Source organism: Desemzia incerta, assembly GCF_900115825.1.
Lineage (GTDB): Bacteria > Bacillota > Bacilli > Lactobacillales > Carnobacteriaceae > Desemzia > Desemzia incerta.
The window spans coordinates 44712-64071 of the sequence record NZ_FOXW01000007.1 but is presented as its reverse complement, the minus strand read 5'-3'; the positions used below and the strand labels follow the sequence as shown (position 1 = coordinate 64071).

At 39.2% G+C, this 19360-nt stretch carries 18 protein-coding genes and 1 other annotated feature; of the genes, 3 read left to right on the top strand and 15 right to left on the bottom strand.

Features of this window, described 5'->3' with window-relative positions; translation table 11 throughout:
* Positions 1 to 63 precede the first annotated feature (63 nt).
* From rpoB to BM137_RS09250, 7 genes are all read right to left on the bottom strand, one after another.
* Positions 64 to 3621 carry a DNA-directed RNA polymerase subunit beta gene (gene rpoB, locus BM137_RS09280; protein ID WP_092480890.1) on the bottom strand — a complete coding sequence of 1186 codons (3558 nt, stop codon included), beginning with the start codon at positions 3619 to 3621 and terminating at the stop codon, positions 64 to 66.
* 376 nt (positions 3622 to 3997) lie between these two features.
* Positions 3998 to 4603, bottom strand: a complete 606-nt coding sequence (locus BM137_RS09275) for a class I SAM-dependent methyltransferase (RefSeq protein WP_092480889.1) — start codon at positions 4601 to 4603, stop codon at positions 3998 to 4000.
* Between the two features lie 410 nt (positions 4604 to 5013).
* Complete coding sequence (rplL, locus tag BM137_RS09270; RefSeq protein WP_092480888.1) at positions 5014 to 5382, bottom strand: 50S ribosomal protein L7/L12; 369 nt, start codon at positions 5380 to 5382, stop codon at positions 5014 to 5016.
* A gap of 76 nt (positions 5383 to 5458) precedes the next feature.
* The gene (gene rplJ / locus BM137_RS09265; protein WP_092480887.1) at positions 5459 to 5959 is read right to left on the bottom strand and encodes a 50S ribosomal protein L10; all 501 of its coding nucleotides are present in this window, start codon (positions 5957 to 5959) and stop codon (positions 5459 to 5461) included.
* Between the two features lie 60 nt (positions 5960 to 6019).
* Positions 6020 to 6149 (bottom strand) — a sequence feature (ribosomal protein L10 leader region).
* A gap of 56 nt (positions 6150 to 6205) precedes the next feature.
* Entirely contained in the window at positions 6206 to 6895 is a 690-nt protein-coding gene (gene rplA, locus BM137_RS09260; RefSeq protein ID WP_092480886.1) for a 50S ribosomal protein L1, read from the bottom strand.
* Between the two features lie 101 nt (positions 6896 to 6996).
* Positions 6997 to 7422 carry a 50S ribosomal protein L11 gene (rplK, locus tag BM137_RS09255; protein ID WP_143084252.1) on the bottom strand — a complete coding sequence of 142 codons (426 nt, stop codon included), beginning with the start codon at positions 7420 to 7422 and terminating at the stop codon, positions 6997 to 6999.
* Positions 7423 to 7601: 179 nt separating this feature from the next.
* Positions 7602 to 8171 carry a hypothetical protein gene (locus tag BM137_RS09250; RefSeq protein ID WP_092480884.1) on the bottom strand — a complete coding sequence of 190 codons (570 nt, stop codon included), beginning with the start codon at positions 8169 to 8171 and terminating at the stop codon, positions 7602 to 7604.
* A gap of 148 nt (positions 8172 to 8319) precedes the next feature.
* On the opposite strand from BM137_RS09250, the gene BM137_RS09245 reads away from it, so the two are divergent.
* Entirely contained in the window at positions 8320 to 9114 is a 795-nt protein-coding gene (locus tag BM137_RS09245; RefSeq protein WP_092480883.1) for an NRDE family protein, read from the top strand.
* 529 nt (positions 9115 to 9643) lie between these two features.
* Here BM137_RS09245 and nusG read toward each other — a convergent pair.
* The 4 genes from nusG to BM137_RS09225 all read right to left on the bottom strand — a co-directional run bounded on the left by nusG (position 9644) and on the right by BM137_RS09225 (position 12253).
* Positions 9644 to 10192 (bottom strand): transcription termination/antitermination protein NusG, encoded by a 549-nt coding sequence (gene nusG, locus BM137_RS09240; RefSeq protein WP_092480882.1) that lies wholly within the window; start codon positions 10190 to 10192, stop codon positions 9644 to 9646.
* A gap of 178 nt (positions 10193 to 10370) precedes the next feature.
* The gene (secE, locus tag BM137_RS09235) at positions 10371 to 10550 is read right to left on the bottom strand and encodes a preprotein translocase subunit SecE (RefSeq protein WP_092480881.1); all 180 of its coding nucleotides are present in this window, start codon (positions 10548 to 10550) and stop codon (positions 10371 to 10373) included.
* 34 nt (positions 10551 to 10584) lie between these two features.
* Complete coding sequence (gene rpmG, locus BM137_RS09230) at positions 10585 to 10737, bottom strand: 50S ribosomal protein L33 (RefSeq protein WP_092480880.1); 153 nt, start codon at positions 10735 to 10737, stop codon at positions 10585 to 10587.
* A 211-nt stretch (positions 10738 to 10948) separates the two neighbouring features.
* On the bottom strand, positions 10949 to 12253 hold the full coding sequence (locus BM137_RS09225; protein WP_092480879.1) for an HlyC/CorC family transporter: 1305 nt from the start codon (positions 12251 to 12253) through the stop codon (positions 10949 to 10951).
* Positions 12254 to 12508: 255 nt separating this feature from the next.
* On the opposite strand from BM137_RS09225, the gene BM137_RS09220 reads away from it, so the two are divergent.
* A complete protein-coding gene (locus BM137_RS09220) occupies positions 12509 to 13300 on the top strand; it encodes a general stress protein (RefSeq protein ID WP_092480878.1) in 792 nt (263 codons plus the stop codon).
* 86 nt (positions 13301 to 13386) lie between these two features.
* Here BM137_RS09220 and BM137_RS09215 read toward each other — a convergent pair whose 3' ends face one another.
* Entirely contained in the window at positions 13387 to 14742 is a 1356-nt protein-coding gene (locus tag BM137_RS09215; protein ID WP_092480970.1) for a uracil-xanthine permease family protein, read from the bottom strand.
* Between the two features lie 266 nt (positions 14743 to 15008).
* Here BM137_RS09215 and BM137_RS09210 point away from each other — a divergent pair, with 266 nt between their 5' ends.
* Positions 15009 to 16001 carry an asparaginase gene (locus BM137_RS09210; protein WP_092480877.1) on the top strand — a complete coding sequence of 331 codons (993 nt, stop codon included), beginning with the start codon at positions 15009 to 15011 and terminating at the stop codon, positions 15999 to 16001.
* A gap of 47 nt (positions 16002 to 16048) precedes the next feature.
* Here the strand turns inward: BM137_RS09210 and BM137_RS09205 are convergent, their stop codons facing one another.
* From BM137_RS09205 to BM137_RS09195, 3 genes are all read right to left on the bottom strand, one after another.
* The gene (locus tag BM137_RS09205; RefSeq protein ID WP_092480876.1) at positions 16049 to 16918 is read right to left on the bottom strand and encodes a YtnP family quorum-quenching lactonase; all 870 of its coding nucleotides are present in this window, start codon (positions 16916 to 16918) and stop codon (positions 16049 to 16051) included.
* 116 nt (positions 16919 to 17034) lie between these two features.
* Positions 17035 to 17961 (bottom strand): 2-dehydropantoate 2-reductase, encoded by a 927-nt coding sequence (locus BM137_RS09200; RefSeq protein ID WP_092480875.1) that lies wholly within the window; start codon positions 17959 to 17961, stop codon positions 17035 to 17037.
* 39 nt (positions 17962 to 18000) lie between these two features.
* The gene (locus BM137_RS09195) at positions 18001 to 19047 is read right to left on the bottom strand and encodes a PTS sugar transporter subunit IIC (RefSeq protein ID WP_092480874.1); all 1047 of its coding nucleotides are present in this window, start codon (positions 19045 to 19047) and stop codon (positions 18001 to 18003) included.
* Positions 19048 to 19360 lie beyond the last annotated feature (313 nt).

Sequence of the window (19360 nt, the reverse complement as noted above, 5' to 3'; positions counted from 1 at the left end):
TTCGTACTTAATTGAATAAGATGCAGAGTTGGTCTCGGCTTTGAAACCAACTCTCTTACGCATTTATTCAGTTTCTTGTTCTTGTCTAACTCTTTCTTGTTCTTCAGCGTATTTGCTCAACGCATCAACAGTACCGATGTCATCGTCATCGTCCATATCGCGTAATTCAATTTCTTCGTCTTGTGCGTCCAATACTTTCATGTCTAGTCCAAGAGATTGCAACTCTTTTACTAATACACGGAAAGATTCAGGAACACCAGGAGTCGGAATTGGTTCACCTTTAACGATTGCTTCGTATGTTTTCACACGTCCAACAACATCATCGGATTTGTACGTTAAGATTTCTTGTAAAGTATAAGCAGCTCCATAAGCTTCAAGAGCCCAAACTTCCATCTCACCAAAACGTTGTCCACCGAATTGAGCTTTACCACCCAATGGTTGTTGTGTAACAAGAGAGTATGGTCCAGTAGAACGAGCATGTAATTTGTCGTCAACCATGTGAGCCAATTTGATCATGTACATAACCCCAACGGTTACACGGTTATCAAATGGTTCACCTGTACGTCCATCATACAATACTGTCTTAGCATCTGCTGCCATACCGGCTTCTTTAACAGTAGCCCATAAGTCTTCTTCACGAACTCCGTCAAATACTGGAGTTGCGATACGAATACCTAAACGACGAGCAGCCATACCCATATGTGTTTCAAATACTTGTCCAATATTCATACGAGAAGGAACCCCAAGTGGATTCAACATGATATCAACTGGTGTACCATCTGGTAAGAACGGCATATCTTCTTCAGGCAAGATCAGGGAAACGACCCCTTTATTACCATGACGTCCAGCCATTTTATCCCCAACGTTGATTTTACGTTTTTGAACGATATAAACACGAACTAACATATTTACACCTGGTGATAATTCATCGCCGGCTTCACGAGTAAAGATCTTAACATCATGAACGATTCCGCCGCCACCATGAGGTACGCGTAATGAAGTATCTCTGACTTCACGAGCTTTTTCTCCAAAGATCGCGTGCAGCAAGCGTTCTTCAGCAGATAATTCCGTAACCCCTTTAGGAGTAACTTTACCTACTAACAAGTCGCCATCTTTAACTTCAGCACCGATACGGATAATACCCATTTCGTTCAAGTTCTTCAATGCGTCGTCACCGACGTTTGGAAGTTCACGAGTGATTTCTTCAGGTCCAAGTTTTGTATCACGAGCTTCTGATTCATATTCTTCAATATGGATAGAAGTATAAACGTCATCTTTTACTAAACGTTCACTCATGATGATAGCATCCTCAAAGTTGTATCCGTCATAAGTCATGAAAGCAACTACCGGGTTTTGACCAAGTGCCATTTCACCTTGATCCATTGATGGACCATCAGCTAAAATTTCACCTTTGTCTACACGGTCGCCTTTAGAAACGATCGGATTTTGGTTGTAAGAAGTACCTGAGTTAGAACGTTGGAATTTGATTACTGAATATTTGTCCAAAGCGCCATTGTCGCGGCGAACACGGATTTGATCAGCATCTACATACTCAACAATTCCGTCATTCTTACAAATCATAGCTGCTCCAGAGTCTCTTGCAGTTACATGTTCCATACCAGTTCCTACTAAAGGAGCATCTGGTTTGATCAACGGTACAGCTTGACGCTGCATGTTGGCACCCATCAAGGCACGGTTGGAGTCATCGTTTTCCAAGAAAGGAATACATGCTGTCGCAACGGCAACTACTTGTTTAGGTGAAACGTCCATGTAGTCTACACGAGATACAGACATCTCTAAGTTTTCATCTTTGTAACGAGCTAGAACGATATCATTTGTAAATGTACCATCTTCGTTTAATGGAGCATTCGCTTGAGCGATAACGTAATTATCTTCTTCGTCAGCTGTTAAATAATCGATGTGCTCTGTTACTTTTCCAGTTTCACGATCCACACGACGGTACGGTGTTTCGATGAAACCAAATTTGTTTACTTTAGCAAAACTAGATAAACTGTTGATCAATCCGATGTTGGGACCTTCAGGAGTCTCGATAGGACACATACGGCCATAGTGAGAATAGTGAACGTCTCGAACTTCGTATCCAGCACGGTCTCTTGTCAAACCGCCGGGCCCTAAGGCAGATAAACGACGTTTGTGCGTCAACTCTCCTAATGGGTTTGTTTGGTCCATGAATTGAGACAATTGAGAAGAACCAAAGAATTCTTTGATTGATGCTACAACTGGACGAATATTGATCAATTGTTGTGGTGTTACAGTAGACATATCTTGAATAGACATACGTTCACGAACCACACGTTCCATACGAGACAAACCAATACGGTATTGGTTTTGCAGCAATTCACCAACTGAACGGATACGACGGTTACCTAAGTGGTCAATGTCGTCTACGTTGCCGATGCCTTCTTGCAAGTTGAAGAAGTAGCTCATTGATGCAAGGATATCTGCAGGAGTCACATGTTTGTGGTCTTCTGAAACATTTCCGTTACCAATCACGTTTACAATGCGTTCAGGATCTTCTTTAGAATAAACTTTTACGATTTGCAATGTGATAGGTTCTGGAACTACACCATCTTCACTTGGATAGAAAGTAACATTGTTCAATCCATTGTCCAAGTGCTCTTCCAATTTGTTCATTTGGTCGCGGTCTAATAGCGTACCAGCTTCTACAATGATTTCTCCTGTTTCAGAATCGATCAATGTTTCTGCTACTGTTTGGTTGAACAAACGAGTTTTCAGGCTTAATTTTTTATTTACTTTGTAACGACCTACTGCTGCCAAGTCATAACGTTTTGGATCGAAGAAACGAGCTGTTAGTAAGCTTCTTGAGCTGTCAGCTGTTTTCGGCTCACCTGGACGTAGTCGTTCGTATACATCTTTAAGGGCTTCTTCTGTACGAGAGTCGCTCGCATTTTTATGAATGTCTTTTTCTAATGTTAAGTTCAATGATTCGTTTGAACCAAAAATGTCTAAGATTTGATCATCAGAACCGAACCCTAACGCACGAACAAGTACACTCAAAGGAATTTTACGCGTACGGTCGATACGTACATACGTAATGTTTTTAGCATCTGTTTCAAATTCTAACCAAGCTCCACGGTTAGGGATCAATGTAGAACCGAAACTTTCGCGGCCATTTTTATCAATCTTCAAGTTGAAATACACACCTGGTGAGCGAACTAATTGAGAAACAATAACACGCTCAGCTCCATTGATAATAAAAGTACCCATTTCAGTCATTAATGGGAAATCACCAAAGAATACTTCTTGGTCTTTTACTTCCCCAGTTTCTTTGTTGATCAAGCGTAATTTTACATATATAGGTGCGGAATAATTTGCGTCATGAGCACGAGCTTCTGAAACAGAGTATTTTGGTTCTTGTAATGTGTAATCCAAAAACTCTAGTGATAAGTTTCCTGCGAAGTCTTCGATTGGTGAAATATCTCTAAACATTTCACGTAATCCTTCATCTAAGAACCATTGATATGAGTCTGATTGGATTTCAATCAGATTCGGCAGTTCTAAAACTTCATTGATACGTGCATAACTTCTACGTGTACGGTGTTTACCGTAATTTACTAAGTGGCCTGCCAACCTGTTCACCCCTTAAAAAGATTATTCGTATCTTCCTGTATGCCACCTTATATTACATTTGTGTTACAAATGAAAAACTTGCTGAAAAAGGCGATTCCTACCCTGTTTTTAGGCAAAAAAAAACCAAAAGATCCGTAACTTTTTCAAAAAAAGCACATTTTCTTTTGTTTTGCATACATAACCCATTGATTTGGACAATATTTCAAATCAACAGCTTATTTTTTTAGATACTACTGCATCTATTGATTTTACTCTTATCTACTTAAATAGTCAAGCCTATTTTTGTTCTATATTTTGTCTATTTAGTGGACAACGACAACTTTTTCAATAAAAAAACATTCCTCCCTCTCGCAAGATAAAAATCTTACTCAAAGGACGAATGCTTTTATTCTTTTACACTTTTTATAATCCAATAGCCTTTGTCTTTGGTCACAACTTCCGCATTGCCGAAGGTTTCTTCCATTTTAGACATTGCACTTGGAGCACCTTGTTTCTTTTGGATGACAACCATCAACATGCCGCCGACTGTCAATTTTTCAAATGCACCGGTCAAAATTTCATGCACCACTTTTTTTCCGGCACGGATTGGAGGATTACTAAAAACAGCTGCCAATTCTGTACCTTTTACTTCATCATAAATATTAGATGTATGAATAAGAACATTAGAAATGTTGTTTTTTTGTGCATTTTGCTGCGCTAATCCGATTGCACGTTCATTTACATCCACCATTTCAACGATGCGTTTCGGATCTTCTTTCGCTAAAGCTAACCCCATTGGTCCATATCCGCACCCTACGTCTAACAAATCTCCTTCAGGCAATTCATTAAAGTCGACTGTTTCAATCAATAAACGTGAGCCAAAATCAACTGTCGCTTTAGAGAATACTCCTGAGTCTGTCGTAAACTGAAATTCATTTCCTCTTAACGTATATTCCCAAGAAACGACCTCGCTTTTCGCATGCGGGTTGCTTGTATAATAATGATCTGACATGATTACTCACTCCTTGCTTATGCGTTCTATCTGTCTTTATGTGAACGCTAAATTTTAGACTTATCTACCAATTCAGTTAACGGAACGGTTTGCTCCGGTCTCTAGACGAGCTGCACATAGCAACTTACGCGCCTATAAGCCGTATTCTTATATCCAGTAAGCTGAACGCCATGCTCCGCTCTCTTCTTTAGACGAGTTCCGCAAACCAGAAGTCCTATGATTTCACTTTTCCTTTTTCTTGGGAAAGACACCCAAGCAAACGGAAAAGATGAACTCTACGGTCTTCTAAACGGTTTGCTGCACTCTCTTCTTTAATTATACTCAAAAGTGGGCAAATAAAAAAGGCTAGAGTCGCAATGACTCAAGCCTTTTAATTGGTTGTAAAGGATAGTTAATTATTTAAAAAATAATTATTTAACTTCTACAGATCCGCCAGCAGCTTCGATAGCTTCTTTCAATGCTTCAGCGTCTTCTTTAGATACGCCTTCTTTGATTGCAGCAGGAGCTCCGTCAACTAATGCTTTAGCTTCTTTCAAGCCTAAGCCAGTAGCTTCACGAACAGCTTTGATTACTTTAATTTTAGCAGATCCAGCGTCTGTTAATTCAACAGTGAATTCTGTTTGTTCTGCAGCAGCAGATTCTCCAGCTCCACCAGCAGCAGCTACAGGAGCAGCAGCAGTTACGCCAAATTCTTCTTCAATTGCTTTTACTAAGTCGTTTAATTCTAAGATTGTTGATTCTTTCAAATCAGCAACGATTTGTTCAATGTTTAATGCCATTGTTAGTTCCTCCATTATAATGTTTTAGTTTTTTATTAGCTTGCTTGTTTGTTCATTAAAAGAGTAGCGCTTAGGTTTAAGCAACTTCTTCTTTTTGTTCTGCAACAGCTTTGACTGCAAGTGCAGTGTTGCGGATTGGTGCTTGAAGTACAGATAGCAACATAGAAAGTAAACCGTTGTGGTCTGGTAGTGTTGCAAGTGTGTTGATTTCTTCTACTGAAGAAACTTTACCACTGATAACTCCACCTTTGATTTCTAAAGCTTCTGCTTCTTTAGCAAAATTAGCGATAATTTTTGCTGGTGCAACAACATCTTCATTACTGAAAGCGATAGCTGTAGGTCCTTTAAATACGTCGTCCATTCCTTCAAGTCCAGCTGCATTAGCTGCACGAGATAAAATAGAGTTTTTGATAACACGCATTTCGATTCCAGAGTCACGCAATTGTTTACGTAATTCAGTAACTTCTTCAACTGTTAATCCACGGTAGTCAACTACTACTACTGCGGCAGCATCTTTAAATTTTGTTGTAGCTAAATCTACTAATTCTTGTTTTTTAGCGATTGCTGCTTCACTCATTAACATTTCACCTCCTGATCAATTGGCGGGAATTTTCCATTCAGACTTTTCAAAAAAGTCCTATACAAATAAAAAATCCCATGTCACCGTAGACATAGAGATTGTGTAGTGTGTATTCACGACATATCATCCTCGGTAGGAAATTAAGGCAAAAGCCACCTACTGTCTTCGGTAATAATTCAATTTATTCTTAACCTAGACGAGTTTACCAATTCTCATCGCCTAGGTCAAGAACTTTTTTGGTTTTTAGAATGATTGAGGGTTAACTTTTACCCCAGGACCAAATGTTGAAGTGATTGTAACATTTTTGATGTAAACCCCTTTAGCAGTTGCAGGTTTAGCTTTCAACACTGTATCTTGGATAGTTTTAAAGTTTTCGATCAATTTGTCAGCACCGAAAGATACTTTTCCGATTGGAGCATGCAAATTACTTTGTTTGTCCACACGGTAAGTTACTTTACCAGCTTTGATTTCATTGATAGCTTTAGCTACGTCCATAGTAACAGTTCCTGTTTTAGGGTTAGGCATTAATCCTTTAGGTCCTAAGACACGTCCAAGACGTCCAACTTCACCCATCATGTCTGGAGTTGCTACGACAACGTCGAAGTCCATCCATCCACCATTGATTTTTTGAACAAGATCAGATTCACCTACGTAATCTGCTCCTGCAGCTTCTGCTTCAGCAGCTTTTTCGCCTTTAGCAAAAACTAAAACTTTTTGTGATTTACCAGTTCCGTTTGGAAGAACAACTGCCCCACGAATTTGTTGGTCAGCTTTTTTAGGGTCAACTCCAAGACGGTAAGCAACTTCAATAGTTGCGTCGAAATTAGCGTAGTCAAGTTCTTTTACTAAAGCTACAGCTTCTTCAACTGAGTAAGCTTTTGTAGCGTCTACTTTTTCCAAAGCAGCTAAGAATTTTTTACTCTTTTTAGCCATGTTTATTTTCCTCCTTGATTGTGGTTATAACGGTTAAACCTCCCACTTATCCTTCGAGAAGCAAAGCTTCTAGAAGAGATACTGAGAAGCTTCGAATCAGATTAGTCTTTTACGACAAATCCCATGCTTCGTGCAGTACCTTCGACCATACGCATTGCAGATTCAACGTTTGCAGCGTTTAAGTCTTCCATTTTTGTTTCAGCGATTTCTCTAACTTGGTCACGAGAAACAGTAGCAACTTTTTTGGTATTTGGTTCACCAGAACCTGATTCAACACCTGCAGCTTTTTTCAATAAGATTGCAGCTGGTGGTGTTTTTGTAACAAATGTAAATGAACGATCTTCATATACAGAGATTACAACTGGAATAATCATACCTGCTTGGTCAGCTGTACGTGCATTGAATTCTTTACAGAATCCCATGATGTTTACTTGTGCTTGACCTAAAGCTGGACCTACGGGTGGAGCTGGACTTGCTTTTCCTGCAGGAATTTGCAATTTTACTACGTTTACAACTTTTTTAGCCACGAGACATTCCTCCTTGATTTTGTCCGGGTGTGGTTGAATGGGGTTAATATTTCCCCTCCCACATTGGTACATACGCCTAGACGTACCATGGAATTATAGAACACTTACCACTGCTTGTCAACCGGTTCTTCAGAATCTTTTGTTAAAAACCCTGTAATTTGTGTCGCTATTCTTCACTATTATCTGATAGATTCTTTTCGTTTTCTTGTTTCTGTTCGAGTGCGAATTGGTTTCTCATTTTGTTCATCCATCGTGTCGATGTTTGGCTCTGGTCTTATTTCAGCTTTGGAATCAGCTGTATTCTTTTCAACTATTGGAGTTGAACGGTCTTTTTTCAACTTTTCTTTTTTGCGCCCAGTTTTCTTCCCTCGAGCCATTCGATACATACCATACAAGAGTCCAGCAACCACAGCATAAACAGCAAAAAAGACAATAAATCCCCATAACCCCGCTATGGCATCCGCAAATTCCATATTTCCGCTGTTCGATACGGCTTGCTGGATCTCAATGGCAAATACAAATACCGTCATCATTATAAATGTAAAAATAAACGACAAAATCGTTGTATGGAACTTTAACAATTGGATCAATTTCACTAAAACAAATACGACAAGGAAAGTCACTAAACCAATGAACCCTATCACCCAGAAGTGCAGTTGTTTATCTGTCATATTTATGCCGACTCTAACCATTAAAATATCGTGTATTTGATTCATAATTTCCGATAAAATCAATATAATGTCTCTCATCCTGCTTCACCCCTTGAAATGATTTCTGTTTAGTATAGCATAAACTCTTATAGCAAATTTGCTCATAAAAAGTAAGGCTGTTTTCAGCCATCTCTTTTCCTATTAAGGTATACTGTTTCTATCAACTACTTCTGCTAAGGAGGATACTATGTGCAATATCGGATTTCAACTTCAACAAAGCGAGACCTATAAATTCATCTTCGCCGCAAATAGAGACGAATCTTATTCTAGACCTACTCAACGTGCCCACTATTGGCCAGAATATCCTGATCTGTTGGCTGGACGAGATGAAATGCAAAAAGGAACTTGGCTCGGGATTACTAAGCAAGGAAAATTCGCTGCACTGACGAACTGTCGGCAATCATCTGTTGGCCCTTCGATTGATACTGGATCAGAAAAAACATTCATCACTTCACGCGGAGCTCTCGTAAAAGACTTCTTAACCAGCAGCCAAACAGCTGACGAGTACGCTGTTCATTTAGTAGAAACTAGAAACCAATATGATGGGTATAACTTGATTTTCGGCAACATACTTGATGGTCACTTTCTTCATTACAATAACTTCGACGGCAGTTTATCGCCTATTTCATCGGGCACTCACGGCTTAAGCAACGCTACTTTGAATACGCCATGGCCCAAAGTCAAAAAAGTCACCGCCGGGTTGAATCAGTTGCAAGGCAGCCAAACTGACATCACAGAACAATTATTTGATTTGTTTGCCGACACAGAGACCGCTAAAAAAGAAGAACTTCCGGACACTGGGCTCCCTGTTGAGTTTGAAGAAGCAGCATCGGCTGTTTTTATTCGAACAAAGGAGTATGGGACGGTAGGGACGACTGTGATTTTAGTGGATCAACAGAACCAAGTCACCTTCACAGAGCGCAGATTCACTGAAAACGGCCTTCTGGAAGAGAATTCTTTTTCCTTCGTGTTAGATAATTGACGTTTTGACGCCTGGGGGACGATTTGCGTACCATTTTTAACATCAAATACAAAAAACCGTCACGCAAATTTAGTTTGCATGCCGGTTTTCTCTCAACATCTTTCAAAAGGTAACGCAATTTGTTTTTGCGTTACCTTTTGAAAGAAAATTTGCGTTTATTGGAACACAAATTTTACTTCGCTCCATATATAAAGAGGGTTAAATAAAGATTATTTGGCAGCAAAATAGCTCCTGATCAGTTAGTTATTTACCTAACTGGTCAGGGGCTGAAGGCATACTGCTTTTCTAAACGAGCTATGCAGAGCAGGCTTCCTATGATTTCATTTCCGGTTTTTATTGGGGAAGATACCCAATGAAAAACCGGAAACTGAACTCTACGGAATCCTTAACGCTCTGCTCCGCTCTCTTTAAACGAGCTGCACAAGGCTGCTCACGCGCCTATAAGTTAACCCCCAACTGTCAGGAAAAACACCTAACTGTTGGGGGTTTAAACTTATATTCGAGGAGCAAAACGCCTTGCTTCGCTCTCTTATAGTTTGTCTACTTGGTCGAATTCTAGTTCGGTGCTTGTTTCGCGTCCAAACATCTCTACGTTTACTTTCAACTTGCCTTTTTCTTCTTCGATTTCAGTCACTCGACCGGTCATACCATTGAAGGCACCTTCGATGATTGTTACCGTTTCGCCGATTTCAAAGTTCAATTCTTGGTGGCGAGTGCTCATTCCTAAGCTGCGCAAGATCGATTTCACTTCTTCAGGCAATAATGGAGCTGGTTTGCTTCCTGCTCCGTGTGAACCAACAAACCCAGTTACACCAGGAGTGTTACGAACCACATACCAAGAGTCATCTGACATGATCATTTCCACTAATACATATCCAGGGAAAACTTTCTTCATTTTTACTTTTTCTTTACCGTTTTTTACTTCGTGCTCTTCTTCTTCAGGAACTACCACACGATAAATGTAATCTTCCATGTTCATGCTGTTTGCACGGGATTCAATGTTTTGTTTTACTTTATTTTCATAGCCAGAATACGTATGCAGTACATACCACTGTTTTTCAGTTTCTAATTCTTCCATTATTAACACTCCTTGTATGGGTTTTGGGGTCAAGTTCATTCTACCGGTTTACTTTCTTTTAAACACACAAAAAAACCTTCTCCATCATATAAGGAAGGCTCTGCGTAATGCTTTATTGTGCTCATTATACCATTAGTCAAGTCTTAAGGCTAGTTATATCTTGACCACTGCATGTAATTTAGATAAATAAATCCAGTAATGATGTGATGGCAAAATCAACTACAAAGAAGAAAATAGCAAATAAGATGACTACTCCAAAGACAGTAACTGTGTATTTTCTCAATTCTTTTCCTGTTGGCCAAGTCACTTGGCGCATTTCTTGACGAACACCGCCAAAAAAGTTTTTTACTTTCCCCACTTTATTCCCTCCAAACTATCTTTAGCTTGCTTGATTATTTTGTTTCACGATGCAACGTATGTTTGTTACAGTATTTACAGAATTTTTTAACTTCTAAACGTTCTGCACGAGTTGTTTCACCTGCACGAGCTGTGTAGTTTCTAGAACCACAAATAGAGCAAGCCAACGCTGTTTTTTTTGCACTCAAATCTTTTCACCTATTCTTTCTTAAAAACCTAGGGTATCGCTCACAATTTACCATTACTTCCCTTTCATGTCAAGCTCTCTTGCGCTTTCTGCGGGGAAGATGTATCTGTTTTAATGCCTTTTGATCTCTTTAAAATACCCTGTAAGCTGGCAGAAAAAGTTATTTTGCCAGTCTACAGGGTTCAAATCCATGCTTTTAATCTTTATCGGTATTAAAGGGTCGGGTCGCTCAATTCTGGCATAGACAAGAGTTCTTCTTCATCTGTTTCAGGAATCAACTCAACGAAAGTTTCAAGAATCCGTCTAAACCTTACTTTGGTGACCGTTATTTTAAGGTTGTGATAAACGAATGTATCTCCTTCATCAGGCAGTTTACCCATTTGCTCCATCACAAAACCGCTCACGGTATTGGAAATAAACTCTTCTTCGATACCAAATAAACTTAATACTTTATCTAGATTGGCAGAAGCTGCAATGCGGTAAGTAGATTCATCTATCTTCACTACTTCTTCGGTAACTTCATCATGCTCATCCCAAATCTCGCCTACCAGCTCTTCCAGGATGTCTTCCAACGTTACTATACCGATCGTTCCGCCATATTCATCACTCACGATCGCCAAATGAGCTTTTTCCAACTGCAACTGTTTCAACAATTTAGAAATCTTCATATTGGCCGGTGTCCAAATGACATCTTTGACAATGGATTGAATCGATTGATTTATTTCGGTACCAGCATTGTTTTTGACAAAAGCATAAAAGTCCTTCTGATGCAGCACACCAACGACTTTATCAATGGAGTCATCATACAACACTATTCTAGAATAGCCTTCTGTCAAAAATAACGTTTCTATTTCTTCCAGACTGCTGTTCACATCTGTTCCAATAACATCTACACGAGGCGTTAAAATATCTTGAACTTCCAATTCATTGAACGTAATGGCTGACCGGATCAATTGGTGTTCATGATTTTCGATCCCACCACTATTTTGAGCCTCATCTACCAAGAAAAGCAGTTCCTTTTCGCTAATACTGTCACTCGCCTCAAAAGTAAAAAGTTTGTTTAACAGTTTTTTCCACGACTTAAAGAAAAAGTTGACTGGAGTTAGTACTACCATTCCGATCCTTAAAAAAGGAGCAGCATTCACTGCGAATGCTTCAGGCCTTTCTTTAGCAATACTCTTTGGTGAAATTTCACCAAAAATCAACACTAAGATTGTCATGACGATTGTCGAGATGGTTACGCCAGTTACTGGAAAATAAGTGACAAACAATACAGTGGCTAAAGACGAAGCTAAAATATTTACGATATTATTTCCTACTAAAATAGTAGATAAGAGAGTGTCGTAATTGTCTGCTAGAGACAATGCTAACTTAGCTTTCTTGTCTCCATCTTCTGCTAACTCTTTCAAACGCATGCGGTTCAACGACGTGTAAGCTGTCTCAGAAGCAGAAAAGAATGCGGATGCTGCTATGAGTAGCCCTAAAAAGATAATGTACCTTATACTATCACTGTCCATGTAATAGTTATTCCCCCCAAAATTGCAATTTATTTCCTATAATAGCATGACTGTTATTCCCCTACAAGTCTTACTTCATTTTTAACCGGCACATTATGAACACTCTTTGTCCAACATCACAAAACACGCGTTCTTTATTTTACGTTGATTTTGTTTTCTCAACGCATATCTTTTGCTGTTTTCTAAAAATCTCTTTACACTGAAGTCACAGTTAAAAAGGAAACTTATTCGATAAAATTCAAGGAGGAAAGAATCATGGGAAAATTTGTTCAAGGAAGTTATTCAACGATCGATGAAGCTAATGAGGCTATTGAAAAACTAGTGCGACAAGGTTATGACAGAACTTTACTGACATTGATCGCGAACCAAGAGGCACATGACCGTTTTGCTGATGCCGCAGAAACTCAAATCAATACGGAGCATGCTGATACTGACGAATCAACATGGGACAAAATCAAAGATGTTTTTTCCAACGATGATGATGGATATGAAGCAGACGAAGAAGTTTTAGAACCGTATAAAGACGATATTGATGACGGAAAAATCGTCCTTTTAGTAGATGATTTCTCGCAAGAAGCGGGTGCGACAGATTTCACTAACAGTACACCCCCTGTAGCTGACGAAGAGCACTATGTATCTGAACCTACTGATGAAGAACCTACCAGTTATCCTCCTATTTTAGACAACGAAGACGATATGGATACTAGACGCCGTAATTCTCATTATGCACCTAATGAAAATCCAGGCAATGCTAGAACACCTTCTTTATCTGAAGATGATTTATCTGGGGACAGCTCTGAAGATTATGATTATCAAGATGAAGTAGATACTTCTATTGATACAAACTACTTGGCTGATACAGAAGAAAATCTTTTACCTGATGAAACAATAGATCCTGCTACAGATATCGGTTCAATGGGATCATCTGCATCAGATGAAGCAACAGGAAATACTGAATCAGATCACTTAACAAGAGGAAATCGTCCTGGAAGACATGACACAGTCGTTCCTCCTTCACCAGAAGACAATGACGATTCTTCTAAATAAAATAAACACTTAATATAGTAGAAACTTGATAAAAAATAAACCCTGCTTAAAGGATAGTTCCTTAAGCAGGGTTTATTTTTTGTTTTTTATACGGTTGTATTCTTTAATTTTTGTACACTAGCCATTTTTTTAGACGGTTTCGTTTCCATATTTTCTTCTGGTACATATTCGCTTTCTTGCGGCAAGATCAAATTCAAAAGAATTCCCGCTATAGCGCTCAATGCTGTCCCAGAAAAAGAAATGACTGTCCCGATTTCCAATACTGCTCCGCCAAGCCCCAAAACCATCATGCTGCTGGCAATGATCAAGTTGCGGACTTTTCCAAAATCTACTTGCTCTTCAATCAAGACTTTCAAGCCATTGCTTGCAATAACGCCGTACAACAAGATCGACATGCCCCCAAGAACTGCGGTGGGAATCGTAGAGATCAACGCGGTGAACTTCCCGAAAAAACTCAACCCGATCGCTATTAGAGCTGCATTGCGAATGACAGACACTGAAGCTATTCTGGTCATACCGATAACACCCGTGTTTTCTCCATACGTCGTGTTGGCCGGACCGCCGATAAAGGCTGAAACAGCTGTTGCAACTCCATCTCCGATCAACGTTCTGGATAACCCAGGATCTTTCAAAAATTCTCTATGAGTAATTTTGCCTAAAACAGTGTGATCTCCAATGTGTTCAGAAATAGTCACTAAAGCTACTGGCAGGATCGCTAGCGTTTCCGGACCAAGATAGAATTCATAGTTTCCAAACCAAGGTGTGGCAAATGGCAAGATCAAGCCTGGCATTTCAACCCACTTAGCTTCTAAAACAGGCGTGAAGTCAACTAGCCCTAAGACTAATGCTATCACGTATCCTCCTATGATCCCAATCAAGAAAGGAATGATTTTAAACAATCCTTTTCCTTTAGTATTCACAAAAGCTGTAATCAAGAACGTGCTGATGGCTACAAGAATATGCCTTAAGTCTCCGCCTGCTACAAAACCTGCGTTTGTGACTGCAGATCCCGCTAGGCCTAGACCGATGACCATGATCATTGGTCCAATAACGATTGGAGGCAATAATTTATCGATCCACTTAGTTCCCAAAAATTTAACAAAAGCTGCTACAACAACATACAACAACCCGACCAATACGACTCCTGTTTGAGCAGCGCTGATGTCTCCATCCATTTGCTGGATAGCAACCGCCATTGCAGTGATATAAGCAAATGAAGATCCTAGGTAAACCGGAACTTTTGACTTAGTAGCGACTTGATAAATCAGCGTACCGACCCCACTTGCAAGTAGAGCTACAGATACTGGCATTCCTAAAATCAACGGGACTAAAATAGTGGCTCCAAACATTGCAAAAATATGTTGAAGACTTAGTAATAAACCTTTGGCTACTGGAGGCTTCTCCTCAATATCCAATAATAACTTCTTGTGTTCTACAGCCATGACCATACTTCCTCTCCAGGGCACAAAAAAATGCCCTATGTGAATTTTTTTATTCGCAAAAGGACCTCTGGTATCAAATATATTCGATTTGTTACCCTTCTCGATCTCACAGGATCAAATTAAAGGACTTTGCTGTAAATGATTGTAGCAGTATTCTGATTGGATTACAACCAAGAAATCTTTTTTTATTTTCCGCTTCTTTTTCAAAGGGAATACTTGCGGTATAATAAAGTATCTCTAATCAAATCAATGTAAGGAGTCTAGAAATGAAACGGATTTTAATGATTGGAACCGGCGGAACGATTGCTTCTGCATTGACAGCAGATGGATTAGAACCGCAAATGGCTTCCTCAGATATTTTGCATTACATACCGAATATTTCCAAATTTTGCGAAGTGAGCACTTTAGAAGTTTGCAACATAGACAGCACCAATATGTCTCCTGACATTTGGACTTTATTAACAGAAACAATTCGAGACAACTACGATCAGTATGACGGTTTCGTTGTTACACATGGAACAGATACGATGGCTTATACAGCATCTGCCTTGTCTTACATGATTCAAAACTCGCCGAAACCCATTGTGATTACAGGATCTCAAAAGCCGATCAATATGGAGATCAGCGATTCGAAAACCAATTTGTACGACAGTTTTTTATACGCATCATCCGATAAAGCCAGCGGTGTTCAAATCGTATTCAACGGGAAAGTGATTTTGGGGACACGAGCTAGAAAAACGCATTCCAAAAGTTTCAAAGCTTTTTCCAGCATCAATTATCCCTATATCGCTATTATCCAAGACAATCATTTGATTCAATACATTCAACAACCCGCAGCTGCTCAGCCTGAATTTTACCCAACCATCAATCCAAAAGTAGGTTTGTTCAAATTGACCCCTGGTGCAGAAGCCGAGATCTTAGACTTTATGTTATCTAAGAAAGACGCTATTATCATTGAAAGTTACGGTGTTGGAGGCATTCCTTCATTTCCGGAATACGGCTTCTACGATGTTATCAAGAAATGGACGAAACGCGGGAAAATTATTGTGATGACCACACAAGTGCCTAACGAAGGCAGCGACATGGAAATCTACAAAGTCGGCAACAAACTGAAAAATAAAGTCAGTGTGTTAGAGGCTTACGATATGACGACCGAATCCGTGGTCTGCAAATTGATGTGGGCTCTCGGCAGAGAAAGCGATCCAGACAAAGTCAAAACCCTGTTTTATCAAACGATCGCCAACGATATTTTGTTTTAAGCTAAAAATGGTCCAAGTTCTCTTAGAAGAGAGCTTGGACCATTTTTTTATTCAGGAAATGTGATATAAGCAGGTTTGGTTCGTTTCAAAGAATCGATGACTTCTTTTCCAGTTTCATCCCATTGCATCATTCGATAATAAGCGTCATGGTAAAAAATAAATTTGTACTGATTTTCGTATGCTTCTTTCATCCATTTTTCTTTGCTGAAAACAGATGTCATTGGATAATCATCATACGCCAGCACCCATAAAGGATTTTGATGGGCATGTGTCGGCATGATATCAGCCATATGCAGTAATGTTTCATCTTGTTGGGTCAGTTTTATAACCGCATGTCCATCGCTGTGACCGCCTGTATGGATCATTTCTATTCCTGGTACGACTTCTAACCGATCATGATAGGTAACAACTTGTTCTTGAATCGGTTCCCAGTTTTCTTTCCAATACGTACTTTTCGAACGAATATTTGGATTGCGCAATTCATCCCATTCTATGTCATTCACATAAATAACAGCATTTGAAAAAGTAGAGACTAACTCTCCATTCTCGAAACGAGTCAATCCGCCAGCGTGGTCAAAATGCATATGCGTCATCAACACTACATCAATATCGTTCACCGTCAATCCTAGTTCCTTCAAGCTTTCATCTATTTTCGTTTCTTCCGTCACACCGAAGTTCCGCCGTTGTTTTTCACTTAATTTTCCTTGTCCTACTCCGGCATCAATCAAATAGTTTTTGCCTTGGTACTGGACTACAATTGCATCGGTCGGCAATTCAATTTGATTTTTCTCGTTATACGGGTACTTTTTTGACCATAAAGGCTTTGGCACAACACCAAACATAGCTCCTCCATCCATAGAAGTGATTCCACCGTCTATCCAAGTCAATGTCATGTCGTAAAATGCTAATGTATCCATTCTTTTCCTCCTATAAATAAAAACGTTTCCAACCCATTATACTAACTTTCTTCCCAGAAGCAAAAAAATCCAGGCTGATCAAGGTTTTATCCTTAACCAGCCTGATGTCTATTCGCTTAGCGTTTGATACCTAATATATCTTCTTTAGCATGGATCAATTGAGTGATTTGTTTGCTGTAAGGAGCTTCAAAGCCATTTATTTCAGACTCTTTAGCTACAACACCATTTAAAAAGTCGATTTCTGTCGGACGTTTATTTTTAAGATCTTGATGCATTGAAGGGTAGTGTCCTCCCACTTTTTCCGCAACAGTTTTTAAGTAATTGATCGTTTCTTCCACGTCGAGTTGGACTCCTTCTGTTTCAGCTACGCGTGAAAATTCGGATACGATATTGTGATTCAATTGATCGATTTGAGCAGTCTCAAACAATTCTTTGATATTACAGTCTAATAGAGAACACAAAGCATTCATTGTTCCATTGACACAAGCTTTTCTCCAAGTAGTAAAGTGAACGTTTGAACTATATACTCCGTTTAATCCGCAATCCGCCATCATTTGCACCACTTGGCGAGCTGCCGCTTCTTCATTCTCGTCGGAATTTTGAACCTCTACGGGACCTTCACCCATAAAGTGCGTTTTCCCTGGAGCGTCCAGTCCTCCTGTCCATACCGTTGTTCCCATGATGATATTTTTTTTAGGAACGTATTTAGAAATCGTGTTGGCATGTCCCAGTCCATTCAACAAACAAACTACTTTCGTATTTTCGTCTAATAAGTGTTTGATAGCTTCCAACATATGTCTTAAGCCCATTGATTTGGTAAAGATAAAAACCGTCTCAAATGTTTCATTGAATTCATCTGGTTTACCTACTGGAATAGTGATGTTGTCTTCTTTCCCATTAACCGTGATAGAAAGTCCATTTTCACGAATCGCTTGAATGTGGTCTTCCCAAAAATCAAGCAGCGTTACTTCATTACCGCCCTTTTGCATCATATACCCGAACCCGCATCCTAAAGCTCCTGAACCTGCAATAGCAATTTTCATATCGAATTTCCTCCGTTTGTACTCATTAGTTTATTGTTTTTAATTTGAAGCTGGAATAAATTTGAAAATTTCGTCTTCATACACATGCAGCAATTTGGTACATATAAAGTCGATTATAAAGCCTCCGACAAATGGAATGATAAAGTAAGCCGCTAATACACTGATTAAACTTGTTCCCATGTTATACGCTTGAATGGGTCCGACTAATCCGACGATACCAAATCCAGCAGTTTGAGGAGTTCCTTGAATGGTTAAGAAGTAAACTCCTGCACCTGATACGATAGCATTCAATACGATCGGAATCATGATTTTAGGGTATTTGATCAAGTTGGGGATCATCATTTTCATAGCTCCCAGCAAGATAGCTAAGGTTGTCCCAGATTGATTGATTCTTAAAGAACCAATGATCAAAATTGCTGTACAAGCTGTCACTCCGACTGCTGCTGCACCTGCGCCTAATCCTGCTACTCCTATCGCGATTCCGATAGCGACTGTTGAAATAGGAGAAATAATCAAAATAGCGAAAGCGACTGATATCAATACAGCCATCAATAACGGTTGAAGAGTCGTAAAGCTGTTGATCAAATTACCTATTGAAGAAGTGATCATCCCTACATAAGGCAGCATCACTAACCCTAAAGTTCCTACGCCGGCTCCTACGATGATCGGCATTAAAATCAGTGTCAACGACCCTAATTTACCTTGCAGCAAACGAGTAACAAAGACAGCAATCGCTGAGATGAGCATCACATTGATCAAATCTCCGATTCCCACTAATTGGACACCAGTTTCAGTCACTTGGTAAGCTCCAGAACCTAAAAAGGTTGCTGCTCCGATGATGACACTTTCCATTCCATTCATTTTGAATTGCATAGCTACGAGAACGCCGATAATTGCTGGTGTAATAAATTGCATGATTTTGACTACATTTGCTAACAAAGCAAAAATTGAACCATAAGGAATAAGTGCGGTAAAAATAGAACCTAAAATCGCATTAGCAATCAACCCAATAACAATACCTGATGCCGTGCCTCCTAAAACTTTATTCAAATAATCTTTACCCGTATATTTTACTCTTTCTTCCATCAAACTCAACCTCTCTTCTTTTGATAATCAATAAACGTTTCTTTTTGCTCAAATATTCACTAATTATTACAAGTTAAATTTATCACAAGTTGAATGTTAATACAATATTTGACTGGTTTTCTCATTTATAATTTAGATTAAGAAAACAATTCTCCTTTCAATTTTTCCTTTTACAACTGTACCAGTATTTTTTTTATTCTGATTACGCAGTATTACATGCTAGAAATAATAAGATTTTTTTGTTTTTTTCCATTATTCCAATTTCTATTTTCGAGCTTTTTATTTATGAGATTTTTTTCACAATTAAGCAGAT

What these genes read in the sequence shown, in the direction of transcription:
- BM137_RS09215 (WP_092480970.1), bottom strand. Translation starts at nt 14,742, where the DNA reads ATGGCTGTAGAACACAAGAAGTTATTATTGGATATTGAGGAGAAGCCT.
- BM137_RS09220 (WP_092480878.1), top strand. Translation starts at nt 12,509, where the DNA reads ATGGGAAAATTTGTTCAAGGAAGTTATTCAACGATCGATGAAGCTAAT.
- BM137_RS09250 (WP_092480884.1), bottom strand. Translation starts at nt 8,171, where the DNA reads ATGAGAGACATTATATTGATTTTATCGGAAATTATGAATCAAATACAC.
- rplJ (WP_092480887.1), bottom strand. Translation starts at nt 5,959, where the DNA reads ATGAGTGAAGCAGCAATCGCTAAAAAACAAGAATTAGTAGATTTAGCT.
- BM137_RS09210 (WP_092480877.1), top strand. Translation starts at nt 15,009, where the DNA reads ATGAAACGGATTTTAATGATTGGAACCGGCGGAACGATTGCTTCTGCA.
- BM137_RS09200 (WP_092480875.1), bottom strand. Translation starts at nt 17,961, where the DNA reads ATGAAAATTGCTATTGCAGGTTCAGGAGCTTTAGGATGCGGGTTCGGG.
- BM137_RS09205 (WP_092480876.1), bottom strand. Translation starts at nt 16,918, where the DNA reads ATGGATACATTAGCATTTTACGACATGACATTGACTTGGATAGACGGT.
- BM137_RS09275 (WP_092480889.1), bottom strand. Translation starts at nt 4,603, where the DNA reads ATGTCAGATCATTATTATACAAGCAACCCGCATGCGAAAAGCGAGGTC.
- BM137_RS09195 (WP_092480874.1), bottom strand. Translation starts at nt 19,047, where the DNA reads ATGGAAGAAAGAGTAAAATATACGGGTAAAGATTATTTGAATAAAGTT.
- BM137_RS09245 (WP_092480883.1), top strand. Translation starts at nt 8,320, where the DNA reads ATGTGCAATATCGGATTTCAACTTCAACAAAGCGAGACCTATAAATTC.
- nusG (WP_092480882.1), bottom strand. Translation starts at nt 10,192, where the DNA reads ATGGAAGAATTAGAAACTGAAAAACAGTGGTATGTACTGCATACGTAT.
- rplL (WP_092480888.1), bottom strand. Translation starts at nt 5,382, where the DNA reads ATGGCATTAAACATTGAACAAATCGTTGCTGATTTGAAAGAATCAACA.
- BM137_RS09225 (WP_092480879.1), bottom strand. Translation starts at nt 12,253, where the DNA reads ATGGACAGTGATAGTATAAGGTACATTATCTTTTTAGGGCTACTCATA.
- rplA (WP_092480886.1), bottom strand. Translation starts at nt 6,895, where the DNA reads ATGGCTAAAAAGAGTAAAAAATTCTTAGCTGCTTTGGAAAAAGTAGAC.